Origin of the sequence: Alkalihalobacillus sp. MEB130 (assembly GCF_032335535.1) — a bacterium.
Lineage (GTDB): Bacteria > Bacillota > Bacilli > Bacillales > Bacillaceae_D > Halalkalibacter.
In genome coordinates this window covers 73812-90932 of record NZ_JAOANA010000012.1, presented here as the reverse complement: position 1 = coordinate 90932, position 17121 = coordinate 73812, and the positions used below count along the sequence as shown (strand labels likewise).

17 protein-coding genes are annotated in these 17121 nt (G+C 35.3%); 14 read left to right on the top strand and 3 right to left on the bottom strand.

Going from position 1 to position 17121, the window contains the following annotated elements:
• Positions 1-57 precede the first annotated feature (57 nt).
• The 11 genes from N0O92_RS13400 (at position 58) to N0O92_RS13350 (ending at position 10219) form a co-directional block, all read left to right on the top strand.
• Positions 58-513 (top strand): LysM peptidoglycan-binding domain-containing protein, encoded by a 456-nt coding sequence (locus tag N0O92_RS13400; protein ID WP_315615170.1) that lies wholly within the window; start codon positions 58-60, stop codon positions 511-513.
• A 165-nt stretch (positions 514-678) separates the two neighbouring features.
• Positions 679-1848, top strand: a complete 1170-nt coding sequence (locus N0O92_RS13395; RefSeq protein ID WP_315615169.1) for an LL-diaminopimelate aminotransferase — start codon at positions 679-681, stop codon at positions 1846-1848.
• An 88-nt stretch (positions 1849-1936) separates the two neighbouring features.
• Entirely contained in the window at positions 1937-2101 is a 165-nt protein-coding gene (locus N0O92_RS13390; protein ID WP_315615168.1) for a hypothetical protein, read from the top strand.
• A gap of 108 nt (positions 2102-2209) precedes the next feature.
• Entirely contained in the window at positions 2210-2836 is a 627-nt protein-coding gene (locus N0O92_RS13385) for a hypothetical protein (protein WP_315615167.1), read from the top strand.
• Positions 2837-3017: 181 nt separating this feature from the next.
• A complete protein-coding gene (locus tag N0O92_RS13380; protein ID WP_315615166.1) occupies positions 3018-3596 on the top strand; it encodes a hypothetical protein in 579 nt (192 codons plus the stop codon).
• Between the two features lie 88 nt (positions 3597-3684).
• Positions 3685-4371: a DUF421 domain-containing protein gene (locus N0O92_RS13375; RefSeq protein ID WP_315615165.1), complete on the top strand. Its 687-nt coding sequence runs from the start codon at positions 3685-3687 to the stop codon at positions 4369-4371.
• A 247-nt stretch (positions 4372-4618) separates the two neighbouring features.
• A complete protein-coding gene (locus tag N0O92_RS13370) occupies positions 4619-4813 on the top strand; it encodes a hypothetical protein (protein WP_315615164.1) in 195 nt (64 codons plus the stop codon).
• Between the two features lie 3 nt (positions 4814-4816).
• The gene (locus tag N0O92_RS13365; RefSeq protein ID WP_315615239.1) at positions 4817-6079 is read left to right on the top strand and encodes an ATP-binding protein; all 1263 of its coding nucleotides are present in this window, start codon (positions 4817-4819) and stop codon (positions 6077-6079) included.
• Between the two features lie 273 nt (positions 6080-6352).
• A complete protein-coding gene (locus N0O92_RS13360) occupies positions 6353-8179 on the top strand; it encodes an assimilatory sulfite reductase (NADPH) flavoprotein subunit (protein WP_315615163.1) in 1827 nt (608 codons plus the stop codon).
• A gap of 26 nt (positions 8180-8205) precedes the next feature.
• Entirely contained in the window at positions 8206-9924 is a 1719-nt protein-coding gene (cysI, locus tag N0O92_RS13355; protein WP_315615162.1) for an assimilatory sulfite reductase (NADPH) hemoprotein subunit, read from the top strand.
• Between the two features lie 112 nt (positions 9925-10036).
• On the top strand, positions 10037-10219 hold the full coding sequence (locus tag N0O92_RS13350) for a cysteine-rich CWC family protein (RefSeq protein ID WP_315615161.1): 183 nt from the start codon (positions 10037-10039) through the stop codon (positions 10217-10219).
• A gap of 83 nt (positions 10220-10302) precedes the next feature.
• Here N0O92_RS13350 and N0O92_RS13345 read toward each other — a convergent pair whose 3' ends face one another.
• A complete protein-coding gene (locus N0O92_RS13345; RefSeq protein ID WP_315615160.1) occupies positions 10303-11064 on the bottom strand; it encodes a DUF3891 family protein in 762 nt (253 codons plus the stop codon).
• 285 nt (positions 11065-11349) lie between these two features.
• Here N0O92_RS13345 and N0O92_RS13340 point away from each other — a divergent pair, with 285 nt between their 5' ends.
• Genes N0O92_RS13340 through N0O92_RS13330 form a run of 3 tightly spaced genes read left to right on the top strand, consistent with a single transcriptional unit; the run spans position 11350 to position 14360 of the window.
• Positions 11350-12471: a 2-aminoethylphosphonate aminotransferase gene (locus N0O92_RS13340; RefSeq protein ID WP_315615159.1), complete on the top strand. Its 1122-nt coding sequence runs from the start codon at positions 11350-11352 to the stop codon at positions 12469-12471.
• Positions 12472-12509: 38 nt separating this feature from the next.
• The gene (locus tag N0O92_RS13335; RefSeq protein ID WP_315615158.1) at positions 12510-13253 is read left to right on the top strand and encodes a YheC/YheD family protein; all 744 of its coding nucleotides are present in this window, start codon (positions 12510-12512) and stop codon (positions 13251-13253) included.
• Between the two features lie 3 nt (positions 13254-13256).
• Entirely contained in the window at positions 13257-14360 is a 1104-nt protein-coding gene (locus N0O92_RS13330; RefSeq protein ID WP_315615157.1) for a YheC/YheD family endospore coat-associated protein, read from the top strand.
• A 165-nt stretch (positions 14361-14525) separates the two neighbouring features.
• Here the strand turns inward: N0O92_RS13330 and N0O92_RS13325 are convergent, their stop codons facing one another.
• Both N0O92_RS13325 and N0O92_RS13320 read right to left on the bottom strand, forming a co-directional pair.
• The gene (locus tag N0O92_RS13325) at positions 14526-15716 is read right to left on the bottom strand and encodes a KamA family radical SAM protein (RefSeq protein ID WP_315615156.1); all 1191 of its coding nucleotides are present in this window, start codon (positions 15714-15716) and stop codon (positions 14526-14528) included.
• A gap of 94 nt (positions 15717-15810) precedes the next feature.
• Complete coding sequence (locus tag N0O92_RS13320) at positions 15811-16935, bottom strand: YheC/YheD family endospore coat-associated protein (protein ID WP_315615155.1); 1125 nt, start codon at positions 16933-16935, stop codon at positions 15811-15813.
• Between the last annotated feature and the right edge of the window lie 186 nt (positions 16936-17121).

Genomic DNA, 17121 nt, shown 5'->3' with positions numbered 1-17121 from the left:
AAAAAATAAGTAGTTGAATACACATATATTGCTAATCTAATCTCAGGGGGACAAAACATGAAGATTTATGTTACGTATGAAGGAGAATCATTGTATGACGTGGCAAAACATTGTAATGTTCAAGTCGACGTATTACAGTCATTAAATAAGCACATAAAAAATCCGTCTTATATCAAAGGAAATACGCATATAACCGTTCCTTCTGTCATGGGAATTAACGGAATTATTAAAGATGATCAACTTCAGAAAACAAAAGGAAATGTATGTGCCTATGTACAAGATGAACCTGTCAAATATAAAAAAGTAAAGATCACACATTGGCCTTCTCAGGATTATTCCCATCCACATCCCAAAAACGGAACTCATGCATCAGAAATGTTTGACGATCAGCAACCAGTTCACCATCATACCCCGCAACAATACGCACCACAACATCCACCGAGCTACTACATGCCGCAACAATACAAGCAGTCAAAACACAAACAAAGGGGAAGCGGAAAGTATTATAACTAAATAAAAAGGAGTTCAATCATGACTAACAAGGTTATATTGAACTCCCTTTTCATCTAATACGATTAATCAAATCGAAACTTTTCCTGTACATTATTTTAAAAACTGCCAATCTATGTTACTAATAGAAGGTACATAATTGTAATTTGATTAAAAGAGGGATTCAAAATGACTGAACTATTCTCAAAAAAAATGAACGCTTTTCAAACGAGTATTTTTAATGAATTGGCTGCATACAAACGTAAAAAAGTGGAACAAGGATATCAAATGATTGACTTAAGTATTGGCAGTCCAGATTTACCACCACCTTCCTTTGTGATGGACGAGTTAGCTAACAAATCAAAAGACCCGTCTTTATATCGCTATGCCCTTACAGGAATTCCGGAATTACATCAAGCCATTTCAACTTATTATAGCCGTCAATATCATGTATCGATTTCTCCTGAAAAAGAAACATTAATGGTCATGGGTTCACAAGATGGTCTAGTGCATCTCCCATCTGTTATTACGAATCCTGGTGATATCATTTTAGTTCCTAATCCAGGGTATACCGCTTATGCTGCTGGTATTTCGTTAGCTGAGGCTGTTCCTTACTCTATGCCGGTATATGAGCATAATCAATTTCTCCCTGACTTAGAATCCATCCCTGTGCCTATACGAGAAAAAGCGAAAATGATGATTTTGAACTATCCTGGCAATCCGGTTCCTGCCATGGCAACGAAAACATTTTTTGAAAAGGTGGTTGCTTTCGCACGGAAATATAACATCATTGTTCTACATGATTTTGCCTATTCAGAATTATATTATGAAGAAAAACCAATTAGCTTCTTATCTGTTGAAGGAGCAAAAGAAGTGGGAATAGAATTTAATTCTCTTTCTAAAAGTTTTAATATGGCCGGTTGTCGGATTGGCTATGTAGTGGGAAATGAAATGGTAATTGAAGGTCTAAAACGCTTAAAATCCAACTTGGACTTTGGTGTATTTTTGCCTATTCAATATGCAGCCGTCCGAGCTTTAACAGATACTTCTCTTTTTAGTGAAGAGTTAAGAATGATATATAAAAGACGTCGAGATACGCTCGTAGATGGACTTCATACGATTGGTTGGGAAGTGGCCCGTCCAAGCGCCTCTATGTTCATTTGGGCGAAAATCCCCGCACCTTATCGTTCAACTCAGTTCAGCTATAAATTAATGGACGAAACAGGTGTAGTGACCATTCCTGGTGTTGCGTTCGGATCTGAAGGAGAAGGGTATACCCGAATTTCACTAGTTCAGCAAGAAGACGTCTTACTGTCAGCTATCCAAAAACTTAATTCAAGTAGCATCTTTCCTGCATAACTAAAACATTCGGCAAGTATAAATGATTCGCTAATAATAAACCCTACCTAATAGAATGACCATTTTGACTAAGAAAAGAGGGTATATAATGAATCAAGATTATGATAAAATAGCAAAAATTCAACAAAAGCATAAAACTCCTTATCTTGGTGGGGCAAACAAGCCAAAATTAGGTGTGGAAGATCAAAATGCATCCACGAATTCAGGAATCTCTGTAGGCGCAGAGGGTAGAGATGTAAGAGAAAAGAAGTAATTCTTCTACATTCCAAAATAATTAGTAACAAGACCCATATATTGTAATGTGGGTCTTGTTGCATTTCCCGAAATTTGATTTAGTGAATAGAAAAGGATGTGGAAAAGAATGACTACGCAATATGTATGGTACGCGAGTTACGGTTCTAATTTAAATCGAGAACGCTTCTTATGTTACATTCAAGGAGGAAAACCGGAAGGCTCTGACAAAGAAGAGATCGGTTGCCAAGATCCTTCTTTGCCTTTAAAAGAAGCAACTCATTTACTTGAATATCCATTGTATTTCGCCATGAACTCGAAGCGTTGGCAAAACCAAGGAGTAGCGTTCATCGGTATACATCAAGACAACCGCTATAAAACTTACAGTAGAAAATATTTAATTACTGTAGGGCAATTTATGGACGTGGTTAAGCAAGAAAACAACGGCATTGAATTGGATATTAATTTAAAAGAAATAGAAACAAAAGGATACAAAACAGTTAGAAATTCTTGGTACGGAACGATTATGTATTTAGGATCAGAAGATGGCCATCCAATCTTTACTTTCACCTCTTCTTGGGACTTGAACGTTGATTTTATAAAACCTTCTCTTGAATATCTGCGTATGATAATTGGAGGATTACGAACCTATATAGAATTAGGCGAAGCTGAAATCATAGACTATTTAAAGAATAAACCCGGAATCATACATAACTATACTTATAAAGAACTTCAAATGATAGTTAGAAACATGTAATCATAATTTCCTACTACTAATTGAACATACATTTCTTAAGAGATCGGTACACACCTGATCTCTTTTTTCTTGTAAAAATGTGCTCATCCAACTCTTCCTCTGTTCATAAGTTGTATAGAAGGATCATGCCAACATTATTCATCTAGATTACTGTAATACAACCAAAGCTTGGGGGTGCAGTATGAAAGTTAAGAAGTCACTAAATTTCATCTATGAACATGAAGATTTTTTACGTAGACAGTTTAATATTTCCAAGAAACATGCGCTCCATGCTCTTGAAGGAGTTTGCTCTACGGTAACTTGGTTACAAACCTCTATTTATAAAGAGATCATCTCAGATTTGACATGTTATATTACAGATGAACCAATCAACTTTCCAGGTGAGTTAGCGATTGATGATGTTGGGGAGTTTCAGCCTGTTATTTATATCAATGTGCTGTCAGTAACAGAGTGTTTTCAAAATAAGGAATATGTACTTGATATGAAAAAAGACGAAACAACCTGTTTTGAATATGCTGCTTTTGTTCTTTTACATGAAGTTGGTCATTACGTTCACGCATTGATGGGAGGGACTGGATCAAATAAAAAAGAGAGACTATTTGATTATTTTGACCGAGGGGAGTACTATTATGAGCGCTTTATCGACAGTATGATAGACGGTAATACGTACGATGAAAAAAAGCGTTACCGGAATATTCCTCATGAAAAAGCAGCTGATAATTTTGCGCGACAATATGTTGATTTCGTTTGTGATCAATAATCTTTTTCTATTAGTGATCATGATGAATAATTCATATCCCCTAGGGTAAACCAACTATTAGTTGGTATCCTTAAGGAGGGGATTAAGTATGACGGTTATTGAAATAACCATTCGTACAACTGTTGCCTTTGTTATTTTATATATTTTATGTCGACTTTTAAACAAGAAGTTAATTGCGCAAATGACCTTTTTTGATTACGTAGCTGGAATTACAATTGGATCAATTGTAGCTAGCTCCATGATTATGAAAGATGTTCCAATCTTTATTAGTATGGTCGGTTTGCTTCTATTTTGTTTTTATACTTTTGTAACAAGTGTTATCGCAATTAAAAGTATGCGCGGTAGAAAAATACTAGAAGATGAACCAACATATTTAATGAAGGATGGGCAAGTGTTAGAAGAAGGATTAAAAAAATCTCGGTTCACAATTGATAGCTTGTTAACGAACTTACGAAAAAAGAATGTGTTTAATATTGATGAGGTTGAAACGGCTATATTGGAAACGGATGGGCAAGTTAGTGTACTTAGAAAAGCTCCTTATTTGCCTGCTATGCAAAAAGATGTATTCAACGTTCAACCTGACCGAGGTGTTGGTCAAGCCTTTATCATTGATGGGAAAATTTTATCGAAAAGTTTAGAGCTTCTTGGCAAAGATTTAGACTGGGTAAGAACGGTTTTAAAAATGAATAATGTATCCAAAATTGAAGATGTTTTTTATGCACAACTAGATAGACAAGGTGTTGTATATATCGATACCAGAACAGATACTGTTTAAATAAAAAATAAGTAAGAAAGAGGCTGGGACAAAACTATGGTGTTTAACTGAGAATACGATCGGTTCACAATTTTAGCGAAGTATACTTCCGGAGCGATTACAAGCATTAACTATCGTAGCGTCGGATTTCTCATCACCCAAAACTCTTTTGTCCCAGTCTCTTCTTAATTGGTATGAATCAAACACCATTTCCTGTATAATAACGTGGTAACCTTGTTAAGTTCGCTTAAGGGGGAGGTGGTAAAGAGTGAATAGTCAATTTCATACGAGTATCGAACAAGCATCTGATCACATATTAGATGTAATCAGTAAGCAAATTGATGTTAACACATTTTGTGTAGCGAGTAACAATCGAAAGACTAGCCTTATCTTCAGCGCGTTTCATCGAAACGAGCATTTATTTGATGCGGGGACTAGCTTGCCTTTTTTAGACGCTTACTGAAGCATTATTATACAAGCAGGGCGGGACCCTGTTATTATTAATGATACATCAACACATCCTGTTGCCTCTAAGCTAGAAGTGACAGAAGGATTAAACATTAAAAGTTTTCTAGGTGTTCCTATTGTTTTAAAGGATGGTAGTATTTTTGGGACATTATGTGCGATAGCTACAACACAATACTCTTTTTTAGAGAAAGACATAGTATTATTGCAATCAATGGCTTCATTCCTTGCTTATTATATTGAATTAGAAACTTCAGAGAATCTATACCGTCAACTCGTTGAAAAATCACCCGATGGAATTATGGTTGAGAAAAACGGTGAATTAATCTATGCCAACCCAGCAACAGCAGAGTTTTTTGGAAGAAGTACCGTTGGAGAGAAGCTATCAGACATTGTTCTTCCAGGGGAAGATTTCGGAATCGTTAATAGAGAAACTCAAAAAACTTCTATAGATGTCGGTAGTACGAAACAACAAAAGTTACTTCAGGCGGATGGATCATTTCTAAACATTGAAACGATTGAACAGCCACTTTCATATAAAGGTGAACCAGCGACACAAATTATGATTCGAGATATTACATACAGAAAGCAAGTAGAGGATTTAATTAACCAATCTGAGAAATTGTCAGTAGCAGGACAATTAGCTGCAGGAGTGGCTCATGAAATACGAAATCCATTGACAGGGATCAAGGGGTTTATTCAACTTTTAAAAGCAACCGCTCAAGAAAATCACCGTTATTTTGATGTTATGATGTCCGAAGTAGAGCGGATAAATGAAATCGTAAATGAATTTCTTTACCTAGCTAAACCAGAAGTTCATTCCCTTGAAAAACATGACCCACTTGTACTCATTGAAGAGGTAGTCATGCTTTTAAATACGCAAGCAATCATGCACAATTTACAACTTCAGATCAATTTCGGTTCTGATATACCCGAAATTAAATGTGAGAGCAATCAGATCAAACAAGTTCTAATCAATGTTATTAAAAATGCTATGGAAGTTATGACTACTGGTGGAGAGATTTACATCACAGCTGAAAAATCAGAGGGTAACGTTAAAATTGTGATTTGTGATGAAGGGAAAGGGATCTCAAAAGAACGACTAGCCCATTTAGGTGAACCCTTTTATACAACAAAGGAAAAAGGCACGGGATTAGGTCTAATGGTATCAAGAAAAATTATTCACGAACATAATGGGTCACTCTCTTTTGCTAGTATTATTAATAAAGGAACAACTGTTACCATACTTTTGCCTATTACTTGACTTGACCAACCGATACTTCGGTTGGTCTTTCTTTCGTAAAGACTGATTCATGGATACTCTTTTTTGTGAGATTTGTCATCGGCAATCACCTCATAAATCATTAGCTTTCCAATCATAAGTTTTTTTTATGATTGAGATAATAAAAACCAATTTGACTTATAGGAATTCTAAAGATACGATTGAATTAATCATTTTATATAGGAAAAATTGTTGAAAAGAGTCACATACTAAAATGATCTATATATTATAAGATTCTTTGTGAGGTGGATAGTGTTGCAACTTCAGGTAATGAACAGTCCGTTTAGTCAGGAGCAGGCAGAGCTCCTAAATCGCCTTCTGCCGACATTAACTGAGTCTCAAAAAGTCTGGTTGACAGGTTATCTCGCTGCTTCTCAAGTCGCTACAGCGGCAGGAGCAACTGAGCAACCTCAATCGCCAGTTACAGCTGGTGCAGCTCCGGTTGTCGAACAACCAATATCGAAAGAAGTAACCATTCTCTTCGGTTCGCAAACAGGAAATGCACAAGGTCTTGCAAAAAGCACAGGAAAAACGCTTAGTGACCGTGGATTCGATGTAACCGTATCATCTATGAACGATTTTAAACCAAACAATTTAAAGAAGCTACATAACCTACTGATTATCGTCAGTACGCATGGTGAAGGAGAACCACCTGATAATGCTATTTCATTCCATGAATTTCTTCATGGGAGAAGAGCGCCAAAGGTACCAGACCTTCGATATTCTGTATTATCACTTGGAGATAGTTCTTACGAGTTTTTCTGTCAAACAGGTAAAGAATTTGATCAAAAATTGGAAGAGCTTGGAGCTACAAGGCTTCACGATCGTGTAGATTGCGATCTTGATTTTGATGAGCCTGCGGCAGAATGGATAGAAGGAGTATTAGCTGGGTTAAATCAAACTCAAGGCAGTGCTTCCACACCAGTTGTTCAAACTGCAATTTCTGAATCTACAGAATCAGTTTATTCAAGAACGAACCCATTTAAAGCTGAAGTTCTTGAGAATTTAAACTTAAATGGACGTGGTTCCAACAAAGAAACGCGCCATCTTGAGTTGTCACTAGAAGGATCAGGATTAACATTTAAACCAGGAGATAGTGTCGGTGTCTATCCAGAAAATGAGCCTGAACTAGTAGACAAGTTACTGAAAGAATTAAAACTAGATTCTAATGAGAACGTGCAAATTAATAAGCAAGGAGACGTTCGCTCCTTAAAAGAAGCACTTTCGTTAAATTTTGAAATTACTGTGCTAACTAAAGCAATCATTGAACAAGCTGCAGTATTTTTAAGTAATAAAGACGTGCAAGACCTTCTACAAAATAGTGACAAAGTAAAAGAATATATTAATGGTCGTGACTTACTTGATCTTGTTCAAGATTTCGGACCATGGACCGGATCCGCACAAGATCTAGTATCGATCTTACGAAAGTTACCATCCCGTCTATATTCAATTTCGAGTAGCTTAACTGCTAATCCTGATGAAGTTCACTTAACTATTGGTGCTGTACGTTATGAATCACATGGTCGCGAAAGAAATGGTGTATGCTCTATCTTAACGGCCGAGCGAATACAACCTGGTGATACGCTTCCTATTTATATTCAAAATAACGAAAGCTTTAAATTACCAGAAAATCCAGAAACACCAATTATTATGGTTGGACCTGGTACAGGAATTGCGCCGTTCCGTTCATTCATGCAAGAGCGTGAAGAAACGGGAGCCGAAGGAAAATCTTGGGTATTCTTTGGTGATCAACACTTTGTTACAGATTTCTTGTATCAAACAGAGTGGCAAAACTGGTTAAAAGATGGTGTTTTGACAAAAATGGATGTTGCGTTTTCACGTGATACGGAAGAAAAAGTATACGTTCAACATCGCATGTTAGAACATAGTCGTGAACTATTTGATTGGATACAAGAAGGTGCTACATTCTATGTTTGTGGCGATGAGAAAAAGATGGCTCATGACGTTCATGAAACGTTACTTACCATTATTGAAAAAGAAGGAAATATGAGTCGTGAACAAGCAGAAAGTTACCTTTCTGATATGCAACAACAAAAACGTTATCAACGAGATGTATATTGATTTTGCTAGTGGAAGGAGTTTTATAGATGGTCAATAAATTAGTATTAAAAGCGCCAGAAGGTCCTCCAAGTGATGTTGAACGCATTAAAGAGGAAAGTAATTATTTACGAGGCACACTTGCAGAAACGATGTTAGATCGAATTAGTTCAGGAATTTCTGACGATGACAATCGTCTTATGAAGTTCCACGGAAGCTACTTGCAAGATGACCGCGACCTTCGTAATGAGAGACAAAAACAAAAACTGGAACCAGCTTATCAATTTATGTTACGTGTACGTACTCCAGGTGGGGTATCTACACCAGAACAATGGCTTGTTATGGATGAGCTAGCTCAAAAATACGGAAATGGCACATTAAAGTTAACAACACGTCAAGCGTTTCAAATGCACGGAATTTTAAAATGGAACATGAAGCAAACGATACAAGATATTCATGCATCTATGTTAGATACGATTGCTGCATGTGGAGATGTTAACCGTAACGTTATGTGTAATCCAAATCCAGACCAATCTGAGATTCATGAAGAAGTGTTTAAATGGTCTAAGCAATTGAGTGACGATTTGTTACCACGTACGAGAGCTTATCATGAGCTATGGCTTGATGAAGAAAAAGTAGCTGGAACTCCGGATGTAGAAGAAGTAGAACCTATGTATGGTGCTCTTTACTTGCCGCGTAAGTTTAAAATTGGAGTAGCGGTTCCACCGTCAAATGATGTTGATATCTTCTCACAAGATCTAGGATACATTGCTATTGTGGAAGACGACAAACTAGTTGGTTTTAACGTTACCATTGGTGGAGGAATGGGAATGTCACATGGTGACAAAGAAACATATCCTCAGCTAGCAAAAGTAATTGGTTTCTGTAAACCTGAACAAGTGTATGATGTTGCTGAAAAAATCATTATGATTCAACGTGACTACGGAAACCGCTCGGAACGTAAAAATGCTCGATTCAAATATACGGTTGATCGCCTTGGTTTAGATACAGTAAAAGAAGAGTTGGAAGAGCGTCTTGGTTGGAAGCTAGAAGAAGCCAAGCCATTCCACTTTGATCATAATGGAGATCGTTACGGCTGGGTTAAAGGAAAAGGAAATTGGCATTTCACTTTATTCGTCCAAGGTGGCCGTATTACGGATCTTGAAGATTATAAGTTAATGACAGGTTTACGTGAAATCGCGAAAATTCATAAAGGGGATTTCCGTCTTACTGCTAACCAAAACTTAGTTATTGCCAATGTTTCAAGTCAGAAAAAGAAAAAAATCAATGAACTAATTGAAGAATATGGCTTAACAGACGGTAAGCATTATTCTGCGATTCGCCGTAGCTCACTTGCCTGTGTTTCACTTCCAACATGTGGATTGGCAATGGCGGAAGCAGAGCGCTATTTACCTGAACTTGTTGATAAAATTGATGAGATCGTTGATGAAAGTGGCTTACGAGGTAAAGAAATTACAATCCGCATGACAGGTTGTCCAAACTCCTGTGCTCGTCCTACATTAGCTGAGATTGGATTTATCGGTAAGGCGCCTGGTAAGTACAATATGTATCTTGGCGCAGCTTTTGATGGTAGTCGTTTGAGCAAAATGTATCGTGAAAATATTGGAGAAGAGGAAATTTTAAAAGAATTAAACGTCCTTATTCCTCGTTATGCAAAAGAACGTGAAGAAGGCGAACACTTTGGAGATTTTGTGATTCGTGCAGGCGTTATTAAAGCGACGACGGATGGAACGAATTTTCATAATTAATGTGAAGATAAGGCAGGAATTTATTCCTGTCTTTTTTCTATATATGTATTAGGTATGATAGAAATAGGTCAGATCTAGTTTATTTATCCGATCTGAAAGGTTGGTCTGTTTTGTGAATAATGAATTTATTTGTAGCAAAAAGTGTCCGATTTGTAAAAGTGACAATCAATGTGGCTTAGAATCATGTTGGTGTACGAACGAATACTTCCCACATGAAGTTTTCGAATTGATCCCTAATGAATTTAAGGGCAGGTCTTGTATATGCAAACCTTGTCTAGAATCGTTTAAGAAATGAACTGCAAGCGGTTACTCATTGTATACTTATACAAAAAGAAATAATCCCCGAATATATAGAAAAAGGAGGGGATTATTTCTTTTTTATTTCTTCTCACTATTTATGATCCTAAATGTAAATTCTTGGTCATCTGCATCATGATAAGCTTTCACTAAACCTATTTTAGAAACATCCTGTTTGAAAATTTCTTTATATTTGATTTTAATCTCAAAATCATCTTTAAAAGGGAATGGGGCAATCGACAGTTGTTCCGTATTTATCCAACTTGCAGTAAGTTCCATATCTTTCGTAAATGGAAGTAAGGCTGAATTTTTAAATTGATAACTTTTCTGCTGACCAGGCTTATTCATACATAGATATAAAGACAAGTGATCACAAAATTGAAGCAAATCAAAATGAGAATGTAGTAAACTTTGGTGCCATCCAGGATTAATTTTAAGATCGTTTTTTAGTTTTTTTTGTCTATCTTCTTCGTGTGACAAGAACCATTGGTATTCATTGTCATTGGAAGTTAATAAAGCACAAAAATGAAGACTACAAAGTAAGGCTGCGTATGAATTTTCTCTTTCCACTTCATCTATCCCATGTTTATAGTGCACTAGTTTAGGTACAAGTGGGAAATCGATAAACGAATATGGCTTCTTACTTAAATCATTCCAAAAAGGTGTATGATCTAAGGCTATCCAGCCTCGATCATGTTGATAGACACTGTATATAACGTCGTTTCTATTTTTAGATTTTTGAAAAATGTCATCATTCCAATTTTCAGCTAGTTGACCTGAAATATAGGCATGGTCATGTTGTTTCACTAAAATGTAGCTATTTATTTTTTCACGAACAATCACCAGTGTTCCCCCTCACCCTGCGATTTTCTTTACTACTTCTATATTAATATGCTTAACCCTTTATTATGGCAAAGATGAAGTATGATCCGTTTTAGCAGCTTAATGTTGGAGTGATGATTTGAATTTTTAAATTACTAGTTACGTATCTATTCAAATTGATGACTCGCACATATAGTAATATAGTTCCGTTTCCACCATATAGACTCTACATTATATACGCATTTTGACATTCATCAACACATGCAACGATTCATATTTCATTATTGATTTTGAGGTGACCATGTTATGAAACATGTTAAACGTAATATATTACTCAATCCAGGTCCTGCAACCACAACTGATAGTGTCAAATGGGCACAAGTCGTACCTGATATTTGTCCACGTGAAGCTGATTTTGGAAATGTAATGAAGTTTATTAGTAATGAACTTACTGCCATTGTTGCTAATCAAAATCAGTATTCAACCATTTTATTTGGTGGATCAGGAACGGCTGCAGTCGAATCCATCTTAAGTTCGGTTATCGATACAAACGATACAGTCTTGATTATCGACAATGGTGCATATGGTAAGCGAATGTGTGAAATTGCAAAGGTTTATGGGTTAAATACTGTTATATACCATAGCCCTTTAGATGATGGCATCGACCTTGGTGCGCTAGAAACCGTGATACGAGAATGTGACAAAAAAATAACCCACCTTGCTGTCGTTCATCATGAAACAACTACGGGCCTGCTCAATGACATTGAAGCAATTGGATCTATCTGTAAAAAGTATGACCTTGAAATGATTGTTGATGCCATGAGTTCATTTGCTGCTATCCCTATTGATATGACTAAAATGAATATCCATTATTTGGCTGCAAGTTCAAATAAGAATATTCAAGGAATGGCTGGAGTTTCTTTCGTTATAGCAAATACACACTCGTTAGAATTGAGCAAAGATCTCCATCAAAAGAACTACTATTTACATTTGTATAGTCAATATGATTATTTTTCGAAAACTAGTCAATTGCGATTCACACCGCCTGTCCAGACACTTTATGCACTGAAACAGGCTATTATTGAATTAAAACAAGAGGGCATGAAAGAAAGGTATAATCGATATTCTGAATCCTGGAATACCTTAATAAAAGGAATTTCCAAATTAGGACTTCGCTTTATGATACCGAAAAAACATCATTCAAAATTAATTACTGCTATCTATGAACCAGAATGCAGTAAGTTTGACTTTAATGACATGCACGATTATTTTTATCGAAGAAATTTCACCATTTACCCAGGTAAACTGAATCAGTTTGATACATTCAGAATTGCTAACATAGGAGAGATTACGTGCAAGGATATAAACGTGTTTTTAAGCCTATTAGAAAGTTATCTTCAAAGTATAGGGTATGTAGCAAAGAAATAATTCCTTTTAAGAAATAGTACAAGGGGAAGGTGGTTATCATGGCTAAAATAGGAAAAAATAAGTATGTAAGATATTTGTTATTAAAGGAATCTGAAAAACTAGCTCCGCATTTACCTGAAACAATAGGTTTTTCCCAATCAGCTTTATGGGAAATGCTAAGTAAGTATAGTCATGTAATATTAAAGCCGGTTATAGGACAGAGAGGAAAAGGGATTATTAAAGTTTCATCAATGGACTCCGAAACCTATGAAATCCACTCGGAATTGGAAAAAACATTGATTAGAGGAAAAAATGAAACTTACGAATATTTATTAACTAAAATAGGGAATCAATCCTATATGATCCAATATCGAATTGCCCTTGCAGAAATCAATGGGTGTCCTATTGATTTACGAGTCATGGTTCAGCGAAAAAAAATAGAGGATCCATGGAAAGTCACTGGAAAAGCAGTCAAAGTTGCTGGAAGTGGATTTATTGTGACAAATAACGAAAGAAGTAACGGAACTATCTTGTCTGTAAAAGAAGCAATGGAACAGCTATCTATTAATAAACAGACAAAACGAAAAATATTAAAGAAAATAGATCAGGTTACAATCGATGCAGTTGAAGTTTTAACTCAATATATGCCTAATCATAGGGCTTTTGGTTTCGACATTGGAATAGATAACACAAATCACATTTGGATTATTGAGGCGAATCGCTCTCCAATGGTTTCTCATTTTAAGAAACTTAGTAATCAAAGACAATATGAACGGATTATGAGGTATAAGAAAGGGGAGTAATCCATGGAACTTTCTAATACTCCAGTAATCGGTATTTTTAGCAAAAATCGTGATGTAACAAGGTTGAAAAACCAAAGAATGTCTTTTAAAATCAAGGAGATTGTAGAGGCAAATGAAGTCGCTCAAACAACCATATACTTTTTCTCAGCTTCTGACGTTAACCTTCATACGAACAAGATAATGGGCATGTATTATAATAAGAAAGAATGGGAGCAGAAAGAATTTCCTTTTCCAGATGTGCTTTATAATAGAGTGGCAAAAGGACTTGATGTACCAAAATATATAAAAATACGAGATGCTTTTCAAAGGCAAGGTGTCAAATTTATAAATGCTAGTAGTAATTTTGATAAGTGGGAAGTTTACAGGATTATTTTTAATAACGGAGATTTAAAAAAACACCTTCCTTATACCAAGTTATTCAAAAAACCGAATAACCTTAAAACGATGTTTCAAACATCTGATACGATCTACTTGAAAACAACCGACGGTAGAAGAGGGAAACAAATTATGCGTGTACAGCGCTCTTGTAACGACTATGAATATCGGTATATTTTTCAAAATAATGTAGTCATTAACAAAGTAAAACAATTTAATGACTTATGTGAGGTAATCTCAGATTTTTTTGGAGAACAAAAAATTATCATGCAGCATGCGATTGATTCACATATGATATCTGGTCGACTTGCTGATATGCGTTGTGAAGTCCAAAGAAATGGCAAAGGAGAAATAGAGATCATAGGAACAGCTGTTCGTTTAGGTGATACATCATCCCCCGTATCATATACAAAGCAATCCATATACTATCCATTTTCAACATTTTTATCTGATCAACTACATTATAGAAAAGAAGAATGCGAGAAAATGGAAGCTAAGGTAAAACGGTTTATTTTTACAGTATATAAAACGATTGAATCAGCTTACGGATCTTTTGGAGAAATGGGAATAGATTTTAGTATAGATAAGAAAGGGAAAATCTGGTTTATCGAATGTAATGCTACTTCAGGAAAAACGTCTTTAAGGAAGGCATTTGGAGACAGTATTGTTAGAAAGTCTTACTTAAACCGTTTAGAATATGCTAAATATATAATGGATTCAGACAGATCATAATTTCATCCAGCGCAAAGGGATGACAGAAACGAGCCTCTAGGCTCGTTTTTTTAATTGATCAAGTTCACACATATGTAAAAAACAACTATATTGGTATTACTCTTGAAATTATTAAAAGAAAAAAGACATCTAGCAAGGGAGGGGACTAGATGTCATAAAGTAAGTTTATTTATTTTTATCTTGATTACGTTTGCTTCTTTGTTTAGCTGTTGGCATATCGGGCATTTCATTAACTGAGATGACATTTGAGACCTTCTTGTTTGGCTTTTTCCAGTACTGTTCATTATTAGGCAAATCATCGAACCAACTTGCATCATCTGGGCAATCTAATACCATAAATTTCCCATATTCATTATCTCTTGATTGATGATATTTCAAATACGCTTTTCCATCTTCAATTGCTAATATTTCAATTTTACCAGAGGTATGGCTCATGGAAAGTCTAACACGTTTCCCTAATCCTGAAGTCCTCGCTTTAGCTTCTTCTACAATTTCGTATGCTTCTTTGAGGGAGAGAACAAAAGACCGATTTCCAGCAACAGGGCGATTGATAAAGAAGTAATAAGGAGTTACCCCTGCCCATGATAATTTATCTAATAACTCTCCTAACACAACCGGGTCATCATTAATGCCTTTTAATACAGGAGTTTGGTTTACAATAATTGCTCCTGCGTCGTGTAAAGCTTTAAAGCATTTTCTGGCTTCATCGGTTATTTCTCTAGGGTGATTGATATGAGCCATGATATAAATTCTTCGTTCTTCAGTTGAGTATTCTTTAATTAACTCAAGCAGGCTTTCATCTTCATAAATTCTCATTGGATTGAAAACAGGGATTTTTGACCCTAAACGAATGATTTTTACGTGATCTATAGCCCTTAGCTGTTCGATAATTAGTCTAAGCTTCTTTGTGGCTAAGACTAATGGGTCACCACCTGTAAGCAAGACATTATTGATCTCAGGAGTGTTGGCAATATATTCAATGCCTTCACTAACATCTGACATCGCTTCCTTTACATCTGATCTAAATAAACGTTTTCTGAAACAATACCTACAATAGGCACCACAAACTTCCGAACAGATTAATAAGGCTGTCGTTTGGTATTTATGTTGACAACCTTTAGCAACATAATTTGTATCCTCATCGGAAGCGTCCCAGCGTCCGTATTCATCTAACTCACTTTCTGATGGGATAACTAACCTTTTTATTGGATCATTAGGGTCCGTCCAGTCGATTAAATTTAAATAATAGTCATTTATTCGGAATACATATTTTTCAGTTACTTTTTTTAAGGCAATTTTTTCTTCTTCTGTTAAATTGCCTATTTTTTCGATATTAGCAATGTATTTAGGATTCATATCAAATTTTACACCTCTCCATAATTATTAGTATATGGTGACTGTAACCTAATAGATAATAGTTATAATTAAAGTCAAAAATTAATAGAAGAGCTTAATTCCCTTTAAAATAAATAAACTTCGCATACTCTAGTAAGTTCAAAAATGATCGTGTAATGGTTTTTTCATCGTATGCTTTTATAAATGATTTTTTTGCAGAGAATGCATTACACTCAATAAACCATAATTGGCCATTTCTATCTAATCCGAGATCAATTTCAATTTCGCCGAATGGACCATATTCTTCTTCAATAGAAGTATATAATTGTACCAATATGTCCTCTATTTTGTTACGTATCATATTAATCTCTTTTTCTGAATTAGAGAGAATGACTTTAAAGAAATCGTTAAAGGGAAAACTGTCACCATGGGTAGAAATAGGGGAGAACTGTTGACCTATACGAACCGGAATAGCTGCCACTTCTATTTCTCCTTTTCCATTTCGCTGTACTTCAGCTCGTAGGTCAATAATTCGGTTATCTATTTTTACTAGATCAATTGCATCTTGAATAATAATATTTGATTCTCCAAAAAATTCTTTTAGAATGTCTATAATTTCACTCGTTTTATTAACTTGAATGATTGTGAGTGTGTTAATAAAAAAAGAACATTCATAGCCATTTTGTTTTTTTTCAATACTTACAACTTTTCTTCCACGGGATCCTCTTGTTGCTTTGATATATAGTTTCGTTCTTTTTTTTAAGAATGTTTCGAAATCTTTTGTTGTAATATCCTGAGCTTTCTTAAAAAAACGAGTGGTTGGTAAAAAAGGCTGCAATTCTTTTTTCTTAGCTAGAGATTGATAAACATCCCATTTATTAAACCCCGAAAGAGTATTGATTAACAGGACTCCGTTTGTCTGAAACGTATTAATTGCCTTGGTTACGTTTAACGAACCCCTATAACCACGGTTATACACTATATTTGGAAATAAAAAGCTTTTTTGTTTCCACATTTCATCTTGATAATCGAAATATAGCCCAGCAATGGTTTTATCAGCATAATTTATATCTCGTGGAGAAAAAAAATAAAGGGTTATCCCCGCAATCTTGTTTGCTCTTGCCATGTGAGTATATTTTAAATGAAATTCTTGCCGCATTAGTTTGCTTACATTACTCCGCGAAATTAGTACGCCTACAATGGGTTTTTTATAGGATGTATTTAGACTTGCTCTATTCATTCTACGTCACCCTCTTTAGCTTATGACATTGACTGCTATTTGTGAAAGTATTGGTAATTTACTCTTATGTGCTCTAAATTGACGTATGAATATTTTCTGTCATATGTGACGTGTTTTTTTGCTAAAGAGGAGTTTGCTATTGATAAAATACACTTTTAGAAAGCGTACAAAAATAAAATATAAATA

Bases quoted from the DNA above. Each gene is read 5' to 3' on its own strand.
- N0O92_RS13400 (WP_315615170.1), top strand. From the start codon at position 58: ATGAAGATTTATGTTACGTATGAAGGAGAATCATTGTATGACGTGGCA.
- N0O92_RS13395 (WP_315615169.1), top strand. From the start codon at position 679: ATGACTGAACTATTCTCAAAAAAAATGAACGCTTTTCAAACGAGTATT.
- N0O92_RS13390 (WP_315615168.1), top strand. From the start codon at position 1,937: ATGAATCAAGATTATGATAAAATAGCAAAAATTCAACAAAAGCATAAA.
- N0O92_RS13385 (WP_315615167.1), top strand. From the start codon at position 2,210: ATGACTACGCAATATGTATGGTACGCGAGTTACGGTTCTAATTTAAAT.
- N0O92_RS13380 (WP_315615166.1), top strand. From the start codon at position 3,018: ATGAAAGTTAAGAAGTCACTAAATTTCATCTATGAACATGAAGATTTT.
- N0O92_RS13375 (WP_315615165.1), top strand. From the start codon at position 3,685: ATGACGGTTATTGAAATAACCATTCGTACAACTGTTGCCTTTGTTATT.
- cysI (WP_315615162.1), top strand. From the start codon at position 8,206: ATGGTCAATAAATTAGTATTAAAAGCGCCAGAAGGTCCTCCAAGTGAT.
- N0O92_RS13340 (WP_315615159.1), top strand. From the start codon at position 11,350: ATGAAACATGTTAAACGTAATATATTACTCAATCCAGGTCCTGCAACC.
- N0O92_RS13335 (WP_315615158.1), top strand. From the start codon at position 12,510: ATGGCTAAAATAGGAAAAAATAAGTATGTAAGATATTTGTTATTAAAG.
- N0O92_RS13330 (WP_315615157.1), top strand. From the start codon at position 13,257: ATGGAACTTTCTAATACTCCAGTAATCGGTATTTTTAGCAAAAATCGT.
- N0O92_RS13325 (WP_315615156.1), bottom strand. From the start codon at position 15,716: ATGAATCCTAAATACATTGCTAATATCGAAAAAATAGGCAATTTAACA.
- N0O92_RS13320 (WP_315615155.1), bottom strand. From the start codon at position 16,935: ATGAATAGAGCAAGTCTAAATACATCCTATAAAAAACCCATTGTAGGC.